The 23,214-nt window shown below is 41.3% G+C and carries 21 protein-coding genes; 18 read left to right on the top strand and 3 right to left on the bottom strand.

Features of this window, described 5'->3' with window-relative positions; translation table 11 throughout:
* The first annotated feature begins 22 nt into the window (after window positions 1-22).
* From HXT33_RS02075 to HXT33_RS02095, 5 genes are all read left to right on the top strand, one after another.
* A complete protein-coding gene (locus tag HXT33_RS02075) occupies window positions 23-2,038 on the top strand; it encodes a dipeptide ABC transporter ATP-binding protein (RefSeq protein WP_421787362.1) in 2,016 nt (671 codons plus the stop codon).
* A gap of 153 nt (window positions 2,039-2,191) precedes the next feature.
* Window positions 2,192-3,058, top strand: a complete 867-nt coding sequence (locus tag HXT33_RS02080; protein WP_102694885.1) for an exodeoxyribonuclease III — start codon at window positions 2,192-2,194, stop codon at window positions 3,056-3,058.
* A 154-nt stretch (window positions 3,059-3,212) separates the two neighbouring features.
* A complete protein-coding gene (locus HXT33_RS02085; RefSeq protein ID WP_019260852.1) occupies window positions 3,213-3,974 on the top strand; it encodes a DUF3710 domain-containing protein in 762 nt (253 codons plus the stop codon).
* Window positions 3,975-4,004: 30 nt separating this feature from the next.
* A complete protein-coding gene (locus tag HXT33_RS02090) occupies window positions 4,005-4,763 on the top strand; it encodes a DUF3159 domain-containing protein (RefSeq protein WP_102694884.1) in 759 nt (252 codons plus the stop codon).
* 69 nt (window positions 4,764-4,832) lie between these two features.
* Window positions 4,833-6,251 carry a class I SAM-dependent RNA methyltransferase gene (locus tag HXT33_RS02095; protein WP_421787365.1) on the top strand — a complete coding sequence of 473 codons (1,419 nt, stop codon included), beginning with the start codon at window positions 4,833-4,835 and terminating at the stop codon, window positions 6,249-6,251.
* Window positions 6,252-6,596: 345 nt separating this feature from the next.
* Here HXT33_RS02095 and HXT33_RS02100 read toward each other — a convergent pair whose 3' ends face one another.
* Window positions 6,597-7,916 carry a glycosyltransferase gene (locus HXT33_RS02100; RefSeq protein WP_004113331.1) on the bottom strand — a complete coding sequence of 440 codons (1,320 nt, stop codon included), beginning with the start codon at window positions 7,914-7,916 and terminating at the stop codon, window positions 6,597-6,599.
* Window positions 7,917-8,350: 434 nt separating this feature from the next.
* Between HXT33_RS02100 and HXT33_RS02105 the strand changes: the two genes are divergently transcribed.
* Together HXT33_RS02105 and HXT33_RS02110 are read left to right on the top strand one after the other, a co-directional pair.
* Window positions 8,351-8,635 carry a hypothetical protein gene (locus HXT33_RS02105; protein ID WP_004114737.1) on the top strand — a complete coding sequence of 95 codons (285 nt, stop codon included), beginning with the start codon at window positions 8,351-8,353 and terminating at the stop codon, window positions 8,633-8,635.
* A gap of 108 nt (window positions 8,636-8,743) precedes the next feature.
* Window positions 8,744-10,222: an Lsa family ABC-F type ribosomal protection protein gene (locus tag HXT33_RS02110; RefSeq protein WP_246904755.1), complete on the top strand. Its 1,479-nt coding sequence runs from the start codon at window positions 8,744-8,746 to the stop codon at window positions 10,220-10,222.
* Window positions 10,223-10,426: 204 nt separating this feature from the next.
* On the opposite strand, the gene HXT33_RS02115 is transcribed toward HXT33_RS02110, so the two are convergent.
* Window positions 10,427-10,654 carry a hypothetical protein gene (locus HXT33_RS02115; protein ID WP_421787367.1) on the bottom strand — a complete coding sequence of 76 codons (228 nt, stop codon included), beginning with the start codon at window positions 10,652-10,654 and terminating at the stop codon, window positions 10,427-10,429.
* A 520-nt stretch (window positions 10,655-11,174) separates the two neighbouring features.
* On the opposite strand from HXT33_RS02115, the gene HXT33_RS02120 reads away from it, so the two are divergent.
* Together HXT33_RS02120 and HXT33_RS02125 are read left to right on the top strand one after the other, a co-directional pair.
* Window positions 11,175-11,732 carry a hypothetical protein gene (locus tag HXT33_RS02120; protein WP_112928551.1) on the top strand — a complete coding sequence of 186 codons (558 nt, stop codon included), beginning with the start codon at window positions 11,175-11,177 and terminating at the stop codon, window positions 11,730-11,732.
* A 1-nt stretch (window position 11,733) separates the two neighbouring features.
* The gene (locus HXT33_RS02125; protein ID WP_033888441.1) at window positions 11,734-12,012 is read left to right on the top strand and encodes a hypothetical protein; all 279 of its coding nucleotides are present in this window, start codon (window positions 11,734-11,736) and stop codon (window positions 12,010-12,012) included.
* Between the two features lie 156 nt (window positions 12,013-12,168).
* On the opposite strand, the gene HXT33_RS02130 is transcribed toward HXT33_RS02125, so the two are convergent.
* Complete coding sequence (locus HXT33_RS02130) at window positions 12,169-12,924, bottom strand: IS3 family transposase (RefSeq protein ID WP_421787369.1); 756 nt, start codon at window positions 12,922-12,924, stop codon at window positions 12,169-12,171.
* Window positions 12,925-13,579: 655 nt separating this feature from the next.
* Between HXT33_RS02130 and HXT33_RS02135 the strand changes: the two genes are divergently transcribed.
* The 9 genes from HXT33_RS02135 to HXT33_RS02175 all read left to right on the top strand — a co-directional run bounded on the left by HXT33_RS02135 (window position 13,580) and on the right by HXT33_RS02175 (window position 23,076).
* The gene (locus HXT33_RS02135; protein WP_421787371.1) at window positions 13,580-14,212 is read left to right on the top strand and encodes an RNA polymerase sigma factor; all 633 of its coding nucleotides are present in this window, start codon (window positions 13,580-13,582) and stop codon (window positions 14,210-14,212) included.
* A gap of 59 nt (window positions 14,213-14,271) precedes the next feature.
* Window positions 14,272-14,493 (top strand): hypothetical protein, encoded by a 222-nt coding sequence (locus tag HXT33_RS02140; protein ID WP_016815920.1) that lies wholly within the window; start codon window positions 14,272-14,274, stop codon window positions 14,491-14,493.
* An 11-nt stretch (window positions 14,494-14,504) separates the two neighbouring features.
* Entirely contained in the window at window positions 14,505-14,807 is a 303-nt protein-coding gene (locus HXT33_RS02145; RefSeq protein WP_421787373.1) for a hypothetical protein, read from the top strand.
* Window positions 14,800-15,930, top strand: coding sequence for a DUF2800 domain-containing protein (locus tag HXT33_RS02150; RefSeq protein WP_421787375.1), 1,131 nt, complete (start codon window positions 14,800-14,802; stop codon window positions 15,928-15,930). The genes HXT33_RS02145 and HXT33_RS02150 overlap by 8 nt, the downstream gene beginning before the upstream one ends.
* A gap of 4 nt (window positions 15,931-15,934) precedes the next feature.
* A complete protein-coding gene (locus HXT33_RS02155; RefSeq protein ID WP_004117141.1) occupies window positions 15,935-16,483 on the top strand; it encodes a DUF2815 family protein in 549 nt (182 codons plus the stop codon).
* A gap of 226 nt (window positions 16,484-16,709) precedes the next feature.
* Window positions 16,710-19,613 carry a DNA polymerase gene (locus HXT33_RS02160; RefSeq protein WP_421787377.1) on the top strand — a complete coding sequence of 968 codons (2,904 nt, stop codon included), beginning with the start codon at window positions 16,710-16,712 and terminating at the stop codon, window positions 19,611-19,613.
* Window positions 19,614-19,710: 97 nt separating this feature from the next.
* Complete coding sequence (locus HXT33_RS02165) at window positions 19,711-20,502, top strand: phage antirepressor (RefSeq protein WP_421787379.1); 792 nt, start codon at window positions 19,711-19,713, stop codon at window positions 20,500-20,502.
* Window positions 20,495-20,863, top strand: a complete 369-nt coding sequence (locus HXT33_RS02170; protein ID WP_421787381.1) for a hypothetical protein — start codon at window positions 20,495-20,497, stop codon at window positions 20,861-20,863. The genes HXT33_RS02165 and HXT33_RS02170 overlap by 8 nt, the downstream gene beginning before the upstream one ends.
* On the top strand, window positions 20,863-23,076 hold the full coding sequence (locus HXT33_RS02175; RefSeq protein ID WP_421787383.1) for a phage/plasmid primase, P4 family: 2,214 nt from the start codon (window positions 20,863-20,865) through the stop codon (window positions 23,074-23,076). The genes HXT33_RS02170 and HXT33_RS02175 overlap by 1 nt, the downstream gene beginning before the upstream one ends.
* Window positions 23,077-23,214: the final 138 nt, after the last annotated feature.

The following is a 23,214-nucleotide window of genomic DNA, read 5'->3' on the forward strand; positions in this document are numbered from 1 at the left end:
TTAGCGTGGAGGAATAAAACTTATGAGCATTTCAACGCATAAAAATGTAGACGCTCTCGCTATGCAGCGTGAGCAAGGTCCATTGCTTGAAGTGAAAAATCTTCAGGTTGATTTCACTACTGATTCTAAGCAAGCTGTTCACGCTGTTCGAGATGCAAGCTTTAGCGTATATCCCGGCCAGTGGGTTGCAATCGTAGGTGAGTCTGGTTCTGGAAAGTCCACTTCTGCAATGGCAGTTTTGGGTTTGCTTCCAGGAACAGGTCATGTTACGGGTGGTTCTATTAAGCTTAATGGCCAAGAAATTAGCAAATTAAAACCAAAAGAGTTTGCTTCTTTGCGCGGCACTGCAATGGGCTTGGTACCTCAGGATCCTATGAGTAACTTGAACCCTGTTTGGCGTATTGGTACACAGGTTAAGGAAGCTCTTCTTGCAAATGGTGTTGACGTAAGCCATGAGAAGCGTTCTGCTCTTGCGGAAGCTCTTGCAGGTGATGCTGTAGAAGTTAAAAGCAATGAGGACGAAACATTCCTTGGTTCTAAAGAATTACCAGAATTGATGGAAGTTGCACGCAAGTCTTTGGCAGAAATCGGACTTGATGAATTCAAGATGAATGAAGCCATGGGCTACTACAAAAAAGAGTGGGTTCCAGGTTCTGAAACTCGTTGGCGCGTTGCAGACGATTTAATCAAGTACGGTGTGAACGACGACAAAGCTTGGGAAATTGCCAAAAAGTATGTTGTTGGCGCTAATGTTGACGACCGTATTGCAGGTTTACTTGATGAGGCTGGTTTGCCTGATGCTGCAACTCGAGCACGTCAGTTCCCGCACGAGTTTTCTGGTGGCATGCGTCAGCGTGCGTTAATTGCCATTGGCTTGGCTTGCCGTCCAGATTTGCTGATTGCAGATGAGCCAACTTCCGCACTCGACGTTACCGTGCAAAAGCGCATTCTTGACCATTTGCATACGCTTACTGATTCGCTCGGAACTTCCGTTCTGTTCATTACTCACGATTTAGGTTTAGCTGCGGCTCGCGCACAGCACGTTGTTGTTATGTATAAGGGTCGCGTTGTTGAATCTGGTCCATCTTTGGATGTTTTGCAGCATCCACAGCATCCGTATACTAAGCGACTTGTTGCTGCGGCTCCAAGCCTTGCTTCTCAGCGAATCATTTCTGTTAAGGAGCATGGTGGTAATGCGGATAATTTGCTTGAGCATCACGTAGTGGGTGAGCAAACTCTTGAAAAGAGCGAGCACATTATTACAGTCGACCACTTAACTCGCGAGTTTAAGCTTCCTCGAAAGAAGGAGCTTTTCAAGGCCGTTGACGACGTTTCGTTCTCTATTAAGCGCGGAACAACGTTGGCAATTGTGGGTGAATCCGGTTCTGGTAAGTCTACTGTTGCAAACATGGTTTTGCGACTTCTTAAGCCTACAAGCGGAACTGTTACTTACGAAGGAAAGAATATTGCTGACTTAAAGGGCGCGGATTTGCTTGATTTCCGTCGTCATGTTCAGCCAGTATTCCAAAATCCTTACGGTTCGCTAGACCCAATGTATTCGATTTATCGTTCTATTGAAGAGCCTTTGCGAATTCATAAGATTGGCGATAAAAAGAGCCGTCAGAATCGCGTGCGCGAGCTTTTGGACATGGTTCGTATGCCTGCTTCTGTTATGACTCGATTCCCGAACGAGCTTTCAGGCGGCCAGCGTCAGCGCATTGCAATCGCGCGCGCAATGGCTTTGGATCCGGATGTTATCGTTTGTGACGAAGCTGTTTCTGCTTTGGATGTGCTTGTGCAAGATCAGGTTTTGCACTTGCTTAATGATTTGCAGGCAGAGCGCGGATTAAGCTACTTGTTCATCACTCACGATTTGGCTGTTGTTCGACAGATTGCGGACGAGGTTGTTGTTATGCAGCACGGAAAGCTTGTTGAGCATGCTACAACCGATGAGGTGTTTGATCATCCGCAAAAGGAGTACACTCGCGATCTTCTTGACGCAATTCCTGGTGGAAACTTGGAACTTGGCTTGGATTAATTTAATCTAAATATTTAATCTAATCTAATAAAATAAAAATAAAGGTGCAGGGTTTATAACTTGGTTAATAACTGGGTTTATAAATTTCTGCACCTTAATTTTTGCTTTGTGCAGCGCGCATATTTGTGTAATGCGCATATTAGAGTTAGATTTATGATTACAATTACTACTTCAAACTTAAATGGTATTCGTGCGGCCGAGCGTAAGGGGATGCTTGACTGGTCCGATGCTCACACTCCTGACGTATGGTGCATGCAAGAAGTGCGCGCTCCGCAGGACGCAATCGACCCAATTATGACAAAAATTGAAATGGGGTATCGCGCATCTGAAAATATTGCAAATCCTGTAGAAAATGATAATTTTACTTATGCAAACGAAGTCTGCCGCGTAAAGGGTAGAGCTGGGGTAGCGCTAGTTACATCACTTCCTGTAGTAGCAAAGCGCTACGGTTTGCCAGGTTTAAGTGAAGACGTTGATTCTGGGCGATGGGTTGAAACCGATGTGCGTACGCCTCAAGGTTATGAAATTACTGTTGCTTCAGTGTATGTTCACGCTGGAAATGTGGATGATTCACAAAAAATGCAGCAAAAATTCCGCTTTTTAGACACAATGCTTACTCGCTTGGGTGAGCTTCGAGATGCAGCGGCAAGTGGTGGGAATCAGGCGATTTTATGCGGTGATTTTAATATTGCGCATACGTCGTTAGATATTAAAAACGCTAAAGCGAATGAAAAAAGTGCAGGATTCTTGCCGGAGGAACGCGCGTATATTGACCGTTGGATTAACGAGTATGAATTTGTGGATGTTATGCGCATGCTTGCAGGAGATATTCAAGGGCCATACACTTGGTGGAGTCAGCGCGGCAAAGCTTTCGACAATAACGTTGGTTGGAGATTAGACTACCAGTTTGCAACGCCAGAAATTGCAGAAAGCGCTTGTGGTTTTGTGATTGATCGCGCTGAAAGTTATGAGGCAAGATGGTCGGATCACGCGCCTTTAACCATAAAATATGGTGTGTGATTATTAACCTACATTAAATGAAACTTAAGTAATAGTATTTGTTTATATGCATATTTTCAGTGCTTTGCTTGTGGTAATCTGGTGAAGTTGAGCAATTTACGATGATTGGCATTATGCTTATTGTTGTGCTTGTTGTTTTAAGAAACGAGGAATAATGGGCTGGTTATTTGGCCGAAATAAAGAAGTAAAATCTTCAAAAGATGTAGATGAAGTTGTAAAGTTAAAAACTGGTCCATGGGATTTCAACGATGAAGATGCTCCTGATTTCAGTGATTATCTTGATTTTGGCTCAATTTATATTCCATATTTCCAAGGTATAGAATTACGCGTAAAAAAGCAGCGCGAAAATGGTCAAGTAATTGGAGCAACAGTAACTTACGGATCGTCAAGTGTTGAAGTTGAAGCTTTTGCTGCTCCGAAATCTACTGGTATTTGGAATGAAGTATGCAAAGACTTACTTGACGGAAATAGCCAAGCTTGCACCGCACAAGGCGAATTTGGAACTGAACTTTTGCTTCCTGTAAAAGTTGGAGAAAAGAGTATTACAACTCGTATCGTTGGAGTTGATGGTCCTCGCTGGATGCTTCGTGGAGTATTTTCCGGGCCTGCAGCAACAGAGTTGGCAGAAAACAATAATGAAACTAAGCAATTAGACGAATGGTTTAAGGGGATTGTTGTAAATCGTGGTGAAGAACCATTAGCTCCTCGCGATCTTATTCCTATGCACGAGCCATTAACTCGTGAAGAAAAAGAATCAGCACAGAGATTAGAAGAAAATAATGATGAAAGCAATAGTTCATCTGAAGAAAATGCTGATGACGCTTTAAAAAAAGAAGATAAGCCTTTAGGATACGATCAGCAAGTTGATGTAAAAACTACGCTTTCTCGCGGACCAATGTTTTCTGAGGTTAGATAGCAGTAAGTTAAGTAGCATAAGGATATCGTCTTGAAAAATAACACTTGTGGTAAAAAAAGTTCTGGGCTTGCTTCCCTTGCCTCTATAGGTTCTGATGGAAGAAACTTTTCTGTAATTGATTCCATAGGTGGCGTTCGAGGCGTAATCGAATCCATGCTGCCAGGCTTGCTGTTTGTTATTTGCTTTGTTGTAACACGAAATGTGCAAACAACAGTTATTGTGGCAGCTGTGATTGCTGTTTTGCAAGTTGTGGTTCGTCTTATTCAAAAGCAATCTCTTATGGGAGCAATTAGTGGACTTGTTTCCATTGCAATTTGCCTTATTTGGGTGTGGACGAGTCATCAAGCGCGCGACTACTATATGATGGGCTTTATTACAAACGCTGTTTATGGTGTGCTTCTTGCGATTTCGCTGATTGTTCGCGTGCCTGCTTTAGGGCTTGTGATTGAGTCAATTCGTAAAATGCCTACTGAAAATTTTGGCGCGTGGCTTCACGAATGGCTTGATTACAGGCCGCTTAAGCGTGCGTATATGTATGTGACAGGATTGTGGATTGTCGTTTTTGCGCTGAGACTGGTTTTGCAAGTGCCATTATATTTGACAAATCACGTTGTGTGGCTTGGCACGGTGCGTTTGATTATGGGTTTGCCGTTTTGGGCGCTCGCGATTTGGGTTTCTTACTTGATTATTGCAACGCCGTTTATGCGTCTTCATCATAAAAATCGAGAGGCAAAGCAGGGTGATGAAGATCAAAACGATGTAAATTCAAGTGAAGTAAAATCAGCTTAACAAAATCAGCTTAACAAAAATCAGCGTTAGAAAATCGGCTTAACAAAACGCAAAACTAAGGGGTAGTTTATGCAAGTGACGATGCGAATCGAGCGATATGCGGATCAAGGAAGATGCGTAGGTCATCTTGACGGACGCGTTGTATTCGTGCGATTTGCGCTGCCTGGTGAGCTGGTTGTTGTGCGCATGGATGAGCCGATGCGTGCAAAAGCGCACTTTTTTACTGGCGAAGTTGTGGAAGTTTTGGAGCCTAGCGCGTATCGTGTGGAGCCGCAATGGAAGCTCGCGGGTCCTTTAGCACAGGGCGGCGGAGTTGGAGGAGCGGATTTAATTCACGTTTCTTTGCCTGGTCAGATTCGTTGGAAGGCAGCCGTGATTGCTAATCAATTCCAGCGTTTAGCGCACATGGATGTTTCGGAAAGCGATGTTAGCGTTGAGCGCATTCCGGGGGATGAGGAGCTTAACGGATTTAATTGGCGTACGCGCATGGAGTTGGTTGCGGATGATGAAGGGCGATTGTCTATGCGAAAGCGCGAGTCGCATGATCGCATTGCGATTGATACTATGCCACTTGCGTCGCGCGCGGTTTTAGCAGTTGCGGATTCTTTGGACTTGTGGAATCGTACTTTCTCGCCAAATTCGCAAATTCGTCTTGCTGTTCCAGAGCCTAGGGTTGAAGGTTTGGATTTTAATGACAAGGCTGCGCTTCTTGATGCGATCGGCGAAAATTATGCGCTTATAGTAAATGATGAGTTGGTTGCAGGCTCGGCTTTGCTGCGAGAGCGCGTGCGCGTTGCGGTTGATGGTGATTCATCGCGTATGCGTACTTTTGACTACGATGTTGACGCGCGTGGTTTTTGGCAGATTCATCGCGCAGCTCCAGAGCATTTGGTGAACTATGTTTTGGGATTAGTTCGTTCTGCGCTTGGTGGGCGTAGTAAGAATACGGTTTTGTGGGATTTGTATTCTGGTTCGGGTTTGTTTACGATTCCGCTTGCGACTTTGGCTAATGTTGGCGGAGATTCTTATGGTGCTGCGGGTGCTGCTGGCGCTTTTGGTTCTGCAGAACCAGCTCGCGTGCTTAGCATTGAGGGTGCGCCGATTGCTGTAAAGAATGCAAGGCGAAACATTGGGCGCGCAGGTCTTAGCAGGGATGTTGTTGAAGCGCTTGAAGGCGATGTTGCGCAAACGCTTGAATCGCAGGTGTTTAAGGCGAGTAAGTCGTCTAAGATTGTTCGCCGATTTGCGCATCCTGATGTTGTTGTGCTAGATCCTCCGCGCGCTGGTGCTAAAGCTCAAGTTTGTAAGCAGATTGCGAAGTCTGGAGCAAGAACTGTTGTGTATGTTGCTTGCGATCCGACTAGTCTTGCTCGCGATGTTGGCACGTTTAAAGAACTTGGCTACAGCGTTCAGTCTTTGCGTGCGTTCGACATATATCCCAACACCCATCACGTTGAGAGTGTCGTATTGATGTCTAGGGCTAATTAGGTGGGTGCAAGTTTGCCCTTGTATAGCAGGTGTTTGCGAGGGCTATCGTTAAAAGGTTTAATGAGTGGCTGCTTTAGGCTGGCTTGGCGTGGTTTTTGAGCGTGTTTTGGCTGTATGAGGGAAGATGTCTACGCTCTAGGGTCGAGTGCACAGGATGTTAACGTTAAAAAGTGCACCCACCCTGCACCCACCTTGTGAAGGTTGGTTCTAGTTTCTTAACTCTTGGATACAATGAAACTTTTCCTTCTGAACTCTGAAACTGTTGCTTTCTGTGTGTAGAGTTGTTGCCTTAATTTCGCCTTTTTACCATTTTCTGTAATGCCTGTTATTTTTTGTGGGTTTATATCACCGGTATGCGTGTGCGAGTGGTCTTCTTGTTTTGTACTTGTTTCTAGCATGATGTGGTGTATCGATAGGTTTTTTAGAGTTCGAGTACATTGTTAAATATATGCTGAAAAGTGTTGGTGCTACTATGAGTATGACTGGTAGTATTCCGCCTTTGAACGCGCATGAGAGAGTGATAAGAACTATTGAGAATATTATTTCTTGAATGTTCATTCGTAATGATTCAGCTAATGTAATATGTTGCGTTGTTTTTGGTGTGACAACAAATATGGCTTTTCTTCCTGTAAGTGCTAGGAATGATGATTTCATTGACACGTAAAGCATTGAACCGTACAAGCAGAAAGTAAAAAGCATGTAGAGTAGTAAATGTTTGAGCGATACTTTACCAAGCCAGAAGAATACGTCGTTTAGCATTGGTGCCATGAAGAATATTACGGTTGGTACAAGTAGCCATGCTGGATAGTGTAAATCGTAGTGCAGCGCTGGGAAGAATATGATATTCATTGCTACATAGCATGTGAAAAGTGATGTTAATGGCAGGTTGTAGGTGAACAGGAAAATATCTAGTTTTTCAAACCATCGCATTTTAGATGTGAAAATGCGTTTAGTGTAGCATTTCATGAACTCGAAATTACCTTGAGTCCATTTACTATGTCGTTTCTTAAAAGCTAGATAGTCAATCGGATATTGTTCCTCGCATGTTATGTTCGGTGCGAAAGCAACATAGTATCCTTTACTGCGTGCTTCAATTGATAAGCATAAGTCTTCAGCAACAACTTCTGGTAATCCATCTACTGCTTCGTAGCATTCGCGGCTTACCATTGCACCATGTCCTAATAGAGACATGAAACCATAGTGATGTTTCATTGTTTGGTACACAGGCCAGTGGCTGTTCACTCCAATGTGTAGTAGGTGCATAAAGCGGTTAATGTTACGTGTTGCTACGTGATTGCATTGTACGATTCCAGCGTTTTTAAAGTATTGGAAGTATTGTAAGCATCGAATAATAAAATCTGAAGGAATGATTTCATCACTGTCGAGAATAACAAAGTAATCGTAGTCAGTTCGTCCGTGTAAATAGTTGTTGAGATTTCCTGCTTTGAATCCTTTTCTATTTTCGCGGCGTACTACTTCTACATTATGTTCTTTAGCATATTCGTCTACCTTATTTTTGTAATTAGGGTCACTAGAATCATCAAGGATGACTGTTTTGACTGATCCGGCGTACTTTTGTTTTAAGCATTGAGTGAGTGAGTCACCTTCGAAATCGTTGCAAGTACAGTAGAGCATTACGATACGCTTGTTTGCTGGTATTGGCATGCAAGAGACTTTTTGAACGTATTGTGTAATGGATTTCTTATGTAGGTAGAACCATAGTACGTAGATGATATCTTTAGTGCCGTTTAGCCAGAAGTAGATTATGAAGATTGCGTTTAATGCTATGAGAATATCTAGCGTAGTGTTTCTTGTTCCAGGAAAAACGTATTCTCTAATAGCGAATGGTGTAAAGATCAAGAATAGTAGTAACCATGTTATGAGAATAGTTACGTATAGTGATGCTTTCTTTAACATGGGGAAAAGTCTAGGGGGGGGGGGGGACGTTTTCCCAGACGTTTTTATGCGAGTGCTAAAAAATAGGTTTTGCTTGCAAAATTCTGATAGATATAAATACAGGTAGAGTGGCTGACAATAAAACTTGATATTATCTGGAATTAGAGCGTATATAGACATACCAATAAAGGAGGAAGCCGTATATGCTCTATGTAAAATTTGATGATTTCGAAGATGTTAGTGTCATGGGAAATGAGAAAGACCATGGAATGTTTATTCCGATTAAGGATGGGAATGTGTATGCTGAGTGTGAACGGTGCGGTGTAGTTGAAAGGATTACCTCACCGTGCGAATTCATTGCTAGCACATTTAGGTCAAGAGTGAACTTCAATGAAGGTTATGAACTTTGCGAGAAGTGCTTGCAAGAGGTTGAGTTTGTTACTGTCGCTTTGAGAACTGGAAAATTGCCTAATCGAGAATTGAAATAACTGAAAAAGCAAAGCAGTGATAAGCGTAGTAATACAGGAAAAACTAAACGTTAAAAGGTGCACACACTTTGCACCCGGGCGGTAAATGATAATTTAGGGAGGCGTTTTATGTCAGTAATTAAAATTGAAAACCTCACTTTCTCATATTATGGATATGTAAAACCCATATTTAAAAATGTATCGTTTTCCTTTGATACAAACTGGAAAACGGGATTGATAGGAAGAAATGGAATTGGTAAATCAACTCTATTTAAGTTACTTTTAAATCAAGAAACTTATCAAGGCAAAATAAGCAAGGATGTTGAATTTATTAAATTTCCACCAAATATAAGCGATACTTCAAAATTAGGAATTGAGTTATATAAAGAACTAATATCAGATGATGAAGAATGGAAATTATTTAGAGAACTCAGTTTACTAAATGTAGATGAGAACCTTGTTTATAGGGAATTTGAAACGCTTTCTAAAGGAGAACAAACAAAAATCCTTTTAGCTATTTTGTTTACAAGAGAAGATGGCTTTTTACTTATTGATGAACCAACAAACCATTTAGATATGGACGGAAGAAAAATTGTAAGTGAATATCTGAAAAGTAAAAAAGGATTTTTGCTTATATCTCATGATAGAGATTTTTTAGATGGTTGTATCAATCATGTTATTTCTATTAACAGGAATTCTATTGATGTCCAATCGGGAAATTTTACATCATGGTATGAAAACAAAGTGATGAAAGACCAATTTGAAATTAGTCAAAATGAGAGATTAAGAAAAGATATTAAACGATTAAAAGAGTCTGCAAGACAAAGTCAAATTTGGTCTGATAAAATTGAGAATACTAAAAATGGTGTGAAAGTATCAGGTGTAAAACCAGACAAAGGACATATAGGTCATCAATCAGCCAAGATGATGAAAAAATCTAAGAATTTGGAGAATAGACAAAACAAGGCAATAGAAGAAAAACAGAGTTTACTAAAAGATATCGAAATAAAGGAAAGCCTATTACTGCATCCGTTACATCATCATAAAAATCCTCTAATATCGGTTAGCAATTTATCATCATGCTATGGAGAGAGACAGATATTAAGCAATGTAAGTTTCGAGATAAAGCAAGGCGACATAGTGGCTATATATGGGGGTAATGGTAGCGGAAAATCAACCTTGATTAAAATTTTATTAGGTATAAATCACGAGTATACAGGTGAGATAAAATTAGCAGGTAATTTAAAAATCTCGTATATTCCTCAAGACACATCTAATTTAACAGGTAGCCTAAATGAATATATTCACAAGCAAGATGTTGATGAAACATTGTGTAAAACAATTTTAAGAAAATTAGATTTTTCAAGAGAATTATTTGAAATGGATATGAAGAATTATAGTGATGGACAAAAAAAGAAAGTTTTAATTGCTGTAAGTTTCTCAAAGCCAGCTCATATATTTGTTTGGGACGAACCACTGAATTATATAGATGTAATATCAAGAATACAGATTGAGGAAATTATAAAAGAAGCAAAGCCTACACTCATATTTGTGGAACACGATAAGCGATTTGTAGAAGATATCGCTAATAAAATAATACAATTTTAAGTAAAATCCAAATCCCAGTTTGTAGTGCCTTAGACTTTTATCATCATACGACATTCCCCTTGCCAGTTTCTCTCCTGCAATGAACGTTAAGGCTCTTTTATTGATGCATGGTTATCATAAGGGTAGTCTTGATACACGTGAGACTGTCGTATTGATGTCAAAGGCTTAATAGGTGGGTGCAAATTTGCCCTTGTGTAGCAAGGCTTAGCGAGGGCTATCGTTAAAAGGTTTAATGCGAAGCGGCTTTAGGCTGGGTTCTCGCGGTTTTTGAGTGTGTTTTGGCTGTTTGAGGGAAGATATCAACGCTCTAGGGTCGAGTGCACAGGATGTTAATGTACTTCGCTTGCGTTGAAAGCACACTGTGCTTTCAACTTTGAGCAAGCTCAGCGAATCGAAGTGCATTCGCGAATTATGTTTTAATCGCTCATGCAAGTCGATTCGCCACTTTGCACCAAGGGTGGTTTATGCAAAAGTAACCATAAAAGTAGTTACAATAGAAGTCTAAAAAAGTCCTAGTTTTTGCTGCAAGAATTCCCGTGAAAGGGACAGCATATGGATGTTACTAATTAATTCTATATACTAGGAGAGAATAAAACACTGAGTATGTGAAAACTATATTTCATCAGTAATCACATACTCATATGCTATTTATAGTTTTATTCGTATTTAAATAGTTTGCGAGATAAAAAGAAACTGATTGCACCAATTATGAAAAGAATTCCCACCGTGGTATATAAGTTATAAAGGTTCATAGTGCCGTACAACAAAGATTGTCTCAAGGCTTTAATAATCCGCTTACCTGATTATGACGGCGTTTCTATCAATCAAGTATTATACTGTTGACTTGTGAGCATAACAACGTGAGTCACTCACCACATGTTTGGCCAACATGCTGTTTACTGGAATACGCTTACTCACTAATTGATAAGGCCAATATTAGAGAGGTCATCTTATGATGAAGAAAGTTAGTTCATTGTTAATAGCTGCAGCATCATTACTTGGAAGTATGGTGTTTGCAACTCCATCTTTTGCAGTTCAATCAACATCACAATATGGGAATTTTAAGTCTGAAATGAGAGGATTGCGTTCTCCAGATGGTCGACGTTCAATTGTTCCAGTATCTGGACAAGGATTGAATGTGCATACGCTAGCTGGTGATACTATCGTAGTAAAGAATAATATAGCTACTTGGAGAGATGCAACAAATCATACTATAGCAACTATCAATTTAACAGTTCATGACGGGCAGCATGTTGATTTTGGTTATAGCAAAGTTCTTCATAGGATTGCTCCTACTGTTTCCTTAGAGACAGCTTTAGAACGTGGTGGAAAGAAACATCATTGTATTCCTAAATGGATTGGTGTGGGATGGAATGTTTTATGGGATGCAACAGTTTGTACTCCATTATCACTTGGTATTTCTGGATTGGCGACACCACTTGCTGGTGTTTCGGCTGATATAGCTTGTAGCGCTGCAGGTGGCACTTTGACAGCAGCATTGGGGTGTTAATATGGATGATGCAACTATTTCGAAGAAGCATGCCACAACAGGGCATCGGTCATGGCTTGCTTCGTTTGCTACCATTTGGCTGACGAGTGTTGTTTTCTCGTGCATCAATCATTTACCTTGGTATGCCAATGCTATTTCAGGGGTAATCTTGCTGATCGCAGCGTTTGTATGCCATGCATTGTTGCAGCATCACCATGTGAAGCCTATGGATTACGTGGTGTTTGCTGCTGCCGTGGCAGTTATACTCGTAGTGGTACTCGTATTGGCGTATATCGTCTAAATTGGGGTAAGCGGCAAAAAGCGTGTCTAAAAACCCGAGTTTTCGTTGAAATACCAAAGAAAGCTCTCTGTTGTTAAGCTAAAAAAGCTCAACATTTAGTATTACTTGACATTGAAAACAAAAGGGGCTTAGGACAATTTTAGACATTTTGTGCAATCATAGCACGATGTTCCATAATTGTCTTTTAAGCCCCATTTTAATTCTGTGGTTGTTGTAAAAATCAATATAAGTATGAATAGCTTGACGTAATTCTTCTGTACTATCCCAGTTAAGTGGATAATACATTTCTGTTTTCATTCGTCCAAAAAATCCTTCACAGGCAGCATTATCTCCACTATTTCCTTTTCTTGACATGGAGCGTGTAATACCAAGACCTTCTAATCTCTCAATCCACCTACCGCCTCTATAGTGACCTCCTCTATCGGTATGAATAGCTAAGCTTTTACATTCTGTAATCTTAAGGGTAGTTAAAGCCCCTTCTAACATTTCATCTACAAGACACTGATCTGGGTGGTTTGAAAGAGCGTAAGAGACCACTTTACTATCAAAACAGTCAATCATAGGGCTTAAATAGAGTTTTGACTCTTTTACTGAAAACTCAGTAATGTCTGTAAGCCAAATCTTATTAGGTGAATCTGCATGAAAATTATTATTAACGATGTTACTACATGCGGGAGTAATTTCTCCTATGTAACTTGAATAGCGTCTTTTACGCCTGGCATATCTAACCTCAATTAACTCTTCTTTCATGAGTCGTCTTACTGCTTTTTCAGATACTTTAATACCTTTAGTTCTCAACACTAACCATATTCTAGGAGAGTCATAAGTAAAGAAGTTTTCTTCTGCAATCTCGTGTATACGACCCCGTATATGTGCGTATTTGTCAGGTTTTTTGAAGAGACTTTTTAGCATAGTAATAACTTGAACGTTTTATCTGAAGTGTTTTAATCAGAAGCTCTAACGGTAATACTAAAAGTAGTTAGGCCTATAACACTTTTTGCGGAGTGAGGATTTCTGATATTAATACGGTTGGGATTATATTAGATTTGTTGGGATTGTATTAAATACAGTTGGGACTTTATTAGCCACGGTTGGGACTCTATTAGAGCGTGGCTAATGCTCGTTTTGTTTTCTAAAACGAGTGTTGTTTAACGAGAAGGGGGGTGAAAACATTGTTAACGCTTAAACCTCAAAGCACGTAGCTTTCAAGGCAAGTGTGGTTTTTACATGTCAAACTGTTATAAAAACGAGATTATTCCACTCTTTTTTACACTCATGATACGGGTTTTAAGAAAGAGCGGGTAAATGTTATAAGAATTTTTGGAACAATTAACAAGATTGTGGTTAATGATTAATCAATAAGACACTACTAATAAACAGTTAAAGCCTGATTAGCTATAGGGCGATGAGATACGTCAATAGGATCCTCATGGTTTTTTCATGACTCCTATGAAGTACCTCTATTCTACTATGGCTGTTTTTCAGGTATTAGAGTCGGTGCTTCATAAAGTATCGGCTCTTTTTTGTATGTGTCTTCACCCTACCGCTGCAGGCGGGAAGGGTGAGCATGAGGACTCGCAAAACTAATAGCAATGATCGAGCAACATATAAGTATACAAGTTGTGTTCGTAATGAAGATGGTAGTTATAGTGAAGAAACTATCGAAATCAAGCCAGGCGAGAATGGTGTAACCGTTGCGGATATTAAGATGCTTCACTCAATGGATGACAGTGAGGTTTACTACAACAATAAGAACCTGCGTCCTACTAGAAATGATGAAGAAAAAGCTGAAATTGAAGCGTGGAAAGAAGAATATATCCGGCGTTTTAATCTTAAGCATGGTTATGAGCCTAACAAGGATGACGTGGAGTATGCTGCTAACGAGCATTTTCCGCGTAACTATAATCTTTCACTTGACTTTGATGCAGATGGTGAGCTTGGGGTAGATAAAAGTTATATTGCTGAAGCTCTTAGTACTACTGATGATTATGGTTTTAGTGCTGATGATTATGGTTTTGAAATGTCAGAGAGAACAGAATCCATGCTTTCAGTGCTGACAGATAAGCAGAGTCAAGTAGTAAAACTGATGTTTTTTGGAGGATACACTCAGTCAGAGATTGCAAGCATGCTTGGTATCTCGTCTGCTGGTGTGAAAAAGCATCTGGATAAGGCTCTCGAAAAGCTTAGAAAAACGCGTTAAAAAATTCTAGAAATTTTATTTGGAGGAGGTTAAAAACTCCTCCTTTTTCTTTGCCTGTGATGTGTAAGGAAGAAACCCCTTACAGAAAGGAGGCAAAACTCGTGAAACACAAGATCGTTATTAACGTCACCGGTGAAAACGGTGAGAAGAAACAGGTTCTACGTGGAGCTGTGATGCGATTACCTCAACGGTTTATCCGCTGGCTGTTTGGTGATTACTCGCAAGTCTACCTATTAGATCCCGGGAAAAGTGTTCAGTCAGTTGATGTCAAAGAAGTTTAAGGAGGAAAACCGTGAACAAGGAAATATTGAGAGAAGTCATCAAAGACTTGGAAAACTTAACAGCTCATCTTAAAGCACTGTTTGATGAGCCTAGCGTTAGTAAGGAAAAACCATCTAAACCGGTAGAGGAAGCAAAGCAGAATACTGTCAGTCTTGAGCAGGTTCGGGCGGTTTTAGCAAAACTTAGCCAGCTGGGAAAGACAGCTGAGGTGAAGAAACTCATCGTAAAGCACGGTGCGCAAAAGCTTTCAGATATTCCTGAAAGCGAGTATGCGAGCCTATTGCATGAAGCGGAGGGAATTAAAGGTGACTAAGCATGCTTTACTTTCCCCATCTTCTGCTCACAGGTGGATTAAATGTACTCCGAGTGCTGTTTTAGAAGAAAAGTTTGAAAACACTACTTCTACAGCGGCTGAGGAAGGAACAGCGGCACACGCGTGGTGTGAGTACAAGCTGAATAAGCTTCTTAACCGTCCGTGTGAAAAACCGTCAACCGAGTATGACTCAAACGAGATGCAGGAATGCTCGGATGCTTACGTGGATTTCGTAATGGAAAAATACGAGCAGGCAAAACTCAACTGTCAAGATCCTATCCTTCTCATCGAACAGAAGGTTGATTTTTCAGCTTACGTGCCTGAAGGGTTTGGTACAGCGGACTGCATTATTGTAGGCGAAAAAACGCTGCAGGTTATCGACTTTAAGTACGGTCAAGGCGTGCTGGTTGATGCTTACGAGAATCCTCAGATGAAATGCTACGCGCTTGGAGCTTTAACGCTTTTCGACAGCTTGTACGAGATACAAACTGTTGAGATGAGTATTTTTCAGCCACGTCGTGACAACGTATCAACTTTCACACTACCTGTCACGGAGCTTATCTGTTGGGCTGAAAGCGTGCTTAAACCAAAAGCAGAGCTTGCTATTAAAGGCGAAGGCGAATTTGAAGCTGGAGACTGGTGCAGGTTTTGCAGGGCAAAAGCAGTATGCAGAAAGCGTGCCGAGGAAAATCTAAAGCTTGCAGAATTTGAGTTCAAACCGCCTTCTGTTTTAACGGATAGTGAGATTGAAGAAGTACTCACGCTTATCCCACGGTTAACTAAGTGGGCTGATGATGTTTTAGCGTACGCCACAGATTCCGCTATTAACCACGGGAAACAGTGGCATGGTTTCAAACTCGTAGAAGGCAGATCAGTTCGCAAGTTTAAGGATGAGACAGCTGTTATTGAGAAAGCAAAAGCTCATGGCTTTACCGACATTTTCAAAACTAGTCTTATCGGTTTAACGGAAATGCAAAAGCTGATGGGCAAGAAAAAATTTGAGGATATTCTGGGCGACCTCGTTATAAAACCGTCCGGAAAACTTACGCTCGTACCAGACTCGGATAAGCGGGCAAAAGTTAACGTTTCAAACGCAAATAACGAATTCAAAAAGGAGAATTAGTACTATGTCTAAATTAAATAACACGAAGGTTATCACTGGTAAGAACACGCGTCTTTCCTATTTCAACGGTTGGGAGCCAAAGTCTATTAACGGCGGTCCTGAAAAATATAGTGTTTCACTGCTTATCCCTAAAAGTGATGTTGAAACAGTAAACGCTATTGAGAAAGCTATTGATGCTGCTATTGAGGAAGGTGTCGGCAAGTTTGGTGGTAAGAAACCAAACAAGGCTGCTCTTAAAACACCACTCAGGGACGGGGATATTGAGCGTGATGATGAAGCGTATAAAGGACACTACTTCATTAACGCGAACTCAACCACGGCTCCGCAGATTGTAGACAAGCAGGTAAAACCAATCATGGATCGCAGTGAAGTGTATTCAGGCTGCTATGCGAGGGTTTCCATCAACTTCTACGCGTTTAACTCTAACGGTAATAAGGGTATCGCTTGCGGTCTTGGCAATATTCAAAAAATTCGAGACGGTGAGCCGCTCGGCGGACGTAGCCTCGCAACCGATGATTTTACGACTTTAGAAGATGATGATTTTCTAGCATAAGGAGCGTGAGTTAATTATGGAAATTGTTATAGCGGTTTTTATTTCAGTGTTTATAGGAGTATTACTTCTTGATTTCACGGTAAAGAAACTCGTGAGTCTTTACGTTGATATTAAACACATTCTAAATAGGAATTAGAAGATTCCTGAAAAACAGGATTTAGAAGATTCTATAAGTGGGGTGGCAGGTTTTCTGTCACCTCTTTTATTAACTTGGAGGTGATGTAATTTGGAAAATTTGAGTGTGGATTTAGAGACGTTTTCGAGTGTAAATCTTGGTAAATGTGGTGTTTACAAGTACGCAGAATCAGAGGATTTTGAGATACTGCTCTTTGGCTACAGTGTGGACGGTAGTGAAGTTCAGGTCGTTGACTTAGCACAAGGTGAAACCATACCCGAGGTTGTGCTTTCCGCCTTAACAGATGAAACAGTAACCAAGTGGGCGTTTAACGCTCAGTTTGAAAGAGTCTGCCTATCACGCTATTTGCGAGATAAAGGCATCAATGTTAACCCTGGTCAGACAGGAAAAAGTGAAGGCTTGTTTTTAAATCCCTGCTCGTGGCATTGCACAATGATCTGGTCAGCCACCCTGGGGCTTCCCATGTCGCTTGAAAACGTGGGAATAGTACTGGGCCTTGATAAGCAGAAGCTCACTGAGGGTAAGAATCTTATTAAATACTTCTGCTTACCGTGTAATCCTACGAAAGTAAACGGTGGAAGAACAAGAAACAAGTATTTTCACGATAAGGAAAAGTGGGAGCAGTTTAAATCGTATAACAAGCGTGATGTGGAAGTTGAGATGAGTATTCAAGAAAAGCTCTCACGCTTTCCCGTGCCGGACTTTTTATGGCAGGAGTTTTATCTCGACCAACAGATAAACGACCGTGGGATAGGAATAGATTCTCTTTTCGTTGAATCAGCCATAAAACTCGACCAGGAGGTGAAAACGCATCTCATGAGTGAGCTTAAGCATATTACAGGTTTAGAAAACCCGAACTCAGTGTTACAAATGCGCTCTTGGCTTAAAAAGCATGGGCTTGAAATGGAGTCGCTTGGTAAAAAAGAAGTCGCTAAACAACTTAAAACAGTGGGTAAAGAGTTGGCGGAAGTGTTGCGGCTTCGTCAGCAGCTTGCTAAATCATCGGTGAAAAAGTATACGGCGATGAAAAACGCTGCATGCATGGATTATCGGGAGCGTGGCATGTTTCGCTTCTATGGTGCAAACCGTACAGGAAGATTTGCGGGAAGGCTCGTGCAATTACAAAACCTACCACAAAACCATTTGCCTGATCTAGCTGAGGCTAGAAGTCTTGTTAAACAGGGAAATGTTGAAGCGTTGGAAATGCTTTATGAGGATATTCCGGATACCTTATCCCAGCTTATTCGCACTGCTTTTATTCCACGCACGGGATTGAAGTTTATTGTCGCAGACTTTTCAGCAATCGAAGCTAGAGTCCTTGCCTGGCTTGCAGGTGAAAAATGGCGTATGCGAGTATTCGCGGAAGGTAAAGACATCTACTGCTCGTCAGCCTCTCAAATGTTTGGCGTACCTGTTGAAAAACACGGAGTAAACGGGCACCTGCGGCAGAAAGGTAAGATAGCGGAACTCGCTTGTATTGCTGAAGGTGAACTTGTACTCACAGATGAAGGGCTTGTTCCAATTGAAGAAGTCACTACAAAACAAAAAGTGTGGGACGGAGAAAACTGGGTCAACCATAACGGAGTTGTTTTTAAGGGTGTAAAGGAGGTAATCGAGTATGAAGGACTTAGAGCAACACCGGACCATCTCGTCTGGGTTAAAGGGAAACCGAAGCCAATACGGTTTATTGAATCCGCCATCTGCAAAACACATCTCATACAAACCGGAGATGGTCGGAGAACAATACGGCTGGGTGAAAATCATAAGTGCAGAGAAACACTGGAATCAAAAGCAAAACCACTGTTATGTATTGACACAATGCGTAGGGTGTGGAAGCGTCCAATGGCAGGACTTAAACAGTCTAAAGTCGGGCAAATCAAAAGGGTGTCAAGCTTGCTCGCAGCCGAAACAAATACCAATATGGCTAGAAAAGAGGCTAAGTGCTGCGAAACAGCGATGCATCAATCCAAGAGATCCAAATTACAAAAACTATGGTGCAAGAGGGATAAAGTGGTGCTTCCATTCTGTTTTAGAAGCAGGTCTTTGGATTTTACAAGAGGTAGACAATGTGCGAAAAGACTGGGAATTAGATCGGATAAATACAAACGGCAACTACGAAAAAGGAAATATTCGCTTTGTTCCAAGAATAGTCAATCAAAACAACAAGCAGAACGCTATCCTAACACGGTGGGAGCAACAATATTGGCCATACGCAAGATTGGTAGTTATAAGAATGCTATCGAAAGGAATAGGCAGAGAAGAAATCATATCAAGAGCAAATACAGCTGTAGTGCAACACAGGAAAAACTGGCGTTTAATCGAAGCAAGGCTCGAGTTTATGACATACAAAATGCCGGACCAAATCATCGTTTTACCGTATCGGGAAAGCTCGTGCATAACTGTGGCTACGGTGGTGCAGTAGGAGCATTAAAGGCAATGGGCGCTCTTGATATGGGTTTACATGAAGATGATTTGCAACAGTTGGTTAATGATTGGAGATCTGCTAATCCACATATTGTTTCATTGTGGTGGGATGTGGACAGAGCGGTAAAACAGTGTGTACACGAGCGTAGCAGTGTTCGAACACACAATATAGTGTTCACTTACAAGAGTGGGTTTCTTATCATCGAACTGCCGTCTAAAAGATGCCTTTACTATGTGAAACCACGTGTGGAAGAAAACAAGTATGGTGGCGAATCAGTCACCTATGAGGGTGTGGGAACGGCGAAAAAATGGGAGCGGCTGGAAAGCTACGGGCCTAAATTCGTGGAAAACATTACGCAAGCTATAGCTCGTGACATTCTACTTTACGCCATGCAAACACTGAAAGAATATCGCATCGTCGCGCACGTGCATGATGAAGCCATTATCGAAACCGATAAGAATGTGAGTGTTCAAAGCGTGTGTGAGCTAATGGGAAGAACACCACCTTGGGCAGAAGGTTTACTTCTTAGAGCTGACGGCTACGAGTGCGAGTTTTACAAAAAAGATTAAAAAAATTTTAGGAGCAGGGTTAAAAACCTGCTCTTTTTCTTTGCCTGTGATTTAGAAGGTAATACCGCCTTCAGAAAAAATCATAGGAGGTAATTTTATGAATGAATTACAAGTATTTAAGAATGTAGAGCTTGGCTCTGTTCGCACAACAGTAGTAGATGGTATCCCATATTTCGTGGGCAAGGACGTGGCTGAGATTCTTGGTTATCGTGATACATCTGATGCACTGAAAAGGCATGTAGATGAAGATGATAAGCTGACTCGGTGTTTCACCGACTCAGGTCAGAACCGAGAAATGTATGTTATTAACGAGTCTGGTTTATACAGTCTTATTCTTAGAAGTCAGCTCCCTAAAGCGTGTCAGTTTAAACACTGGGTTACATCACAGGTTCTTCCAAGTATCCGTAAGCACGGCATGTATGCGACAGATGAGCTTATCAACAATCCTGATATGGCTATCGCTGTTTTTAACGCATTGAAAGAAGAGCGTTCTAAAAGAGAAGCGTTAGAGCTTACGACTGCTGTGCAAAAACAGCAGATAGCTGAGCTTAAGCCAAAAGCCAGCTATTACGATGTTGTGCTTAAATGCAAAGACATAATCTCTATGCGTGTGATTGCAAAAGATTATGGCAAGTCAGCACAGTGGATGAATAACTTTTTGCATGAACTCGGTGTGCAGTATAAGCAGTCTGATATTTGGCTTTTATATCAAAAGCATGCCAATCAGGAATATACGAAATCTCGCACAAATACATACGAGGATTCTAATGGTGTTACACATTCAAAAATGCATACTTATTGGACTCAGAAAGGCAGGCTTTTCATCTATCACCTCATGACACAACACGGTATCTACCCCTTGATTGAACAGGAGGCTAAAAGTGAGTAAGTCTTATAAAAAACATTTAGAAACGACACCGAATTTTAAGCCTATCGTCTACATTTGTGCTCCCTACCGTGGAGATAAAGAAAGAAACGTGCAACACGCTATCCGGTGTGCGGCTTACGCGTATTCACGCGGAGCAATCCCAATCACTCCACACCTGCTTTTCCCGTTCATGGATGATGAGAATCAAAAGCATAGAGGGGATGCGATGTTTATGGACATTATCCTCTTAGGCAAGTGCAACGAACTATGGGTGTTTGGAGAAAAAATCACAGGCGGCATGCAAGTAGAAATCAATCTGGCAGAAAAACGCAGGCAGCCGATTAAATATTTTACGGATAAGGATTTAGGGGGTGAATATTGATGCTTGAATGCAAAATTTATACAGCTTCCTGTGTTGGAAACAGTAGTAACTGCTTGTATCCTGACGAAATAAAAGTCTGTGATCGAGATAGTTTTAATAAGGCTATCTCTTTTGACCATGTCACAGCACAATTTACTAACGGTTATAGGTCTAAAGATAATTTCATTTCGTCTACCTGTATTCCGATGGACTGTGATAACGACCATTCTGATGTTGGTAAAGACTGGGTGACGCCTTTTGATGTTGCTTTAGCGTTTCCGAACGTGTGCTTTTACGCGTCTTATAGTAGAAACCACATGAAAGACAAGCATGGGAAGTGTGCAAGACCACGTTTTCACGTGTATTTTCCAATTGAAGAAGTAAGCGATGCTAAAGCTTATGTGGAGCTTAAAACAAGGATTCAATCAGTATTCCCGTATTTTGACAGTAATGCTCTTGATGCGGCACGTTTTCTCTACGGTGTTAAAACTCCGCAGGTAGAACTTTACGAGGGTGAAAAAACAGTCACTGATTTTCTCTCGGAAGAAGCTTTTGGTGAATTTGATGCAGAAACAGAAGAAATACCATCAGGGCAGAGAAACTCTAGGCTTAGTCATATCGCAGGAAAACTCATCAAACGTTATGGTGCGACAGATGAAGCACATGAGAAGTTTTTGAGTGAAGCTGAGCGGTGTAATCCTCCTTTGCCTGACGCAGAATTATCTAAAATCTGGTATTCGGCTAAAAAGTTCGGGCTTAAAGTAGCAAGTCAAGAAGGTTATATTCCGCCTAGCGAGTATGGCAAAAGCTATGAGGAGTATAAGCCTGATGATTTAACGGATATTGCGATGGCTGAGGTTTTTGCCAAACATAACAAGAATAAGGCTGTTTATACGATGTCTGCCGGCTGGCTTTACTGGACGGGCAAGAAGTGGGAAGCGTCTGAGCTTAAAGTTATGAAACTTTACATGCTTATTGCTAAAAAGGTTTTGAAAAATGCTGGTATCGAGTTTAAGACAGCTTACGAAGAGTTCGTTCAAGCTGAATCATCGGGTGATAAAGAGCAGGCGGATAAAGCTAAGAGTGAAGTGAATCGGGCAAAGCAGTATCTTTCGTTTGCTAAGAAGATGAATGATCACAGTAAAGTGTCCGGGATATTAAAGCTTGCTAAATCCATGCTGGAAGTTGCAAACGAAGAACTGGATCGTGATGCTTTCATTCTAAACACGCCTTGTGGAATCGTGGATTTAAAGACTGGAGAGCTAAAAGCACATGATCCGTGTTTGTACTGTACGAAAATGACCGCTGTTTGTCCTTCACGGGACAACGTGGGATTGTGGCAGACAACGCTTGATATGGTTACCGCAGGCGATAAAGAGTTTCAAACATTTCTTCAAAGCCATGCGGGTAGTACGCTTATAGGTCAAGTGTTTGAAGAATCGCTTTTGCTAGTGTACGGGTCAGGCGGTAACGGTAAGTCGACCGTGTTTAACGCGGAAGCACATGTGCTTGGAGATTATGCGGGGAAAATACCTGCAGAGTCTTTAACCACTCGGGCTAAAAACGTGAAAGTGGATTTAGCGGAGCTTTGCGGTAAAAGGTTTATTCTTGCCTCTGAAACTGAGGAAGGACAAAGGCTTTCTATTTCCATGCTGAAACAGATAGCAAGTGTGGATGATATTTCAGCTGAGAGGAAATATTATGCTCCTTTTACGTTTACACCAAGCCACTCAACTATTCTCTACACGAACCATCTGCCGAAGGTCGGTTCGAACGATAAGGGAACGTGGCGGAGGATCTTTGTCGCACCGTTTACGAAAGAAATCAAGAATCCGAAAACAGACTATGTTGATGAACTTTTGCGAAAAGCAGGTGGGGCAATACTTCAATGGATGATTGAAGGAGCCAAGCTTTATATCCAAAACAGTTATAAATTCCCTATTTGTAAGGTGGTAGAGCAGGCTAAGGACGCTTATCGGGCTGAAAACGACTGGATAGGCCATTTCATCACTGATTATTGCATTAAGGGCGTGAATGAAACGGAGATGAGTAGGAGTCTTTACTTGTCTTACCGCCAGTGGGCAAATCTTAACGGTGAATATGTTAGAAACGATAGGGATTTTTCTAAGGCTTTACTGTTAGCGGGTTATAGCAAAAAACGGACGGGTAAAGGCTATCAGTGGTGTGGGCTTTCCATTAATCCTAATTTGCAGGCACAGGAGGATTTTCTTTGATGGAAAGCACTGTAAAACTGAAAGATGCTTCCTGAAAAATGTATTGGCGTGTAGGCAAATGTTTCGTATGGTAAAAACTGGGTTCAGAGAAAAATGTTCTATAGGATTTTTCATACACGAAAATAGTCTTTGCCTACA

Origin of the sequence: Gardnerella sp. DNF00753, assembly GCF_049244275.1 — a bacterium.
GTDB classification, from domain to species: domain Bacteria; phylum Actinomycetota; class Actinomycetes; order Actinomycetales; family Bifidobacteriaceae; genus Bifidobacterium; species Bifidobacterium greenwoodii.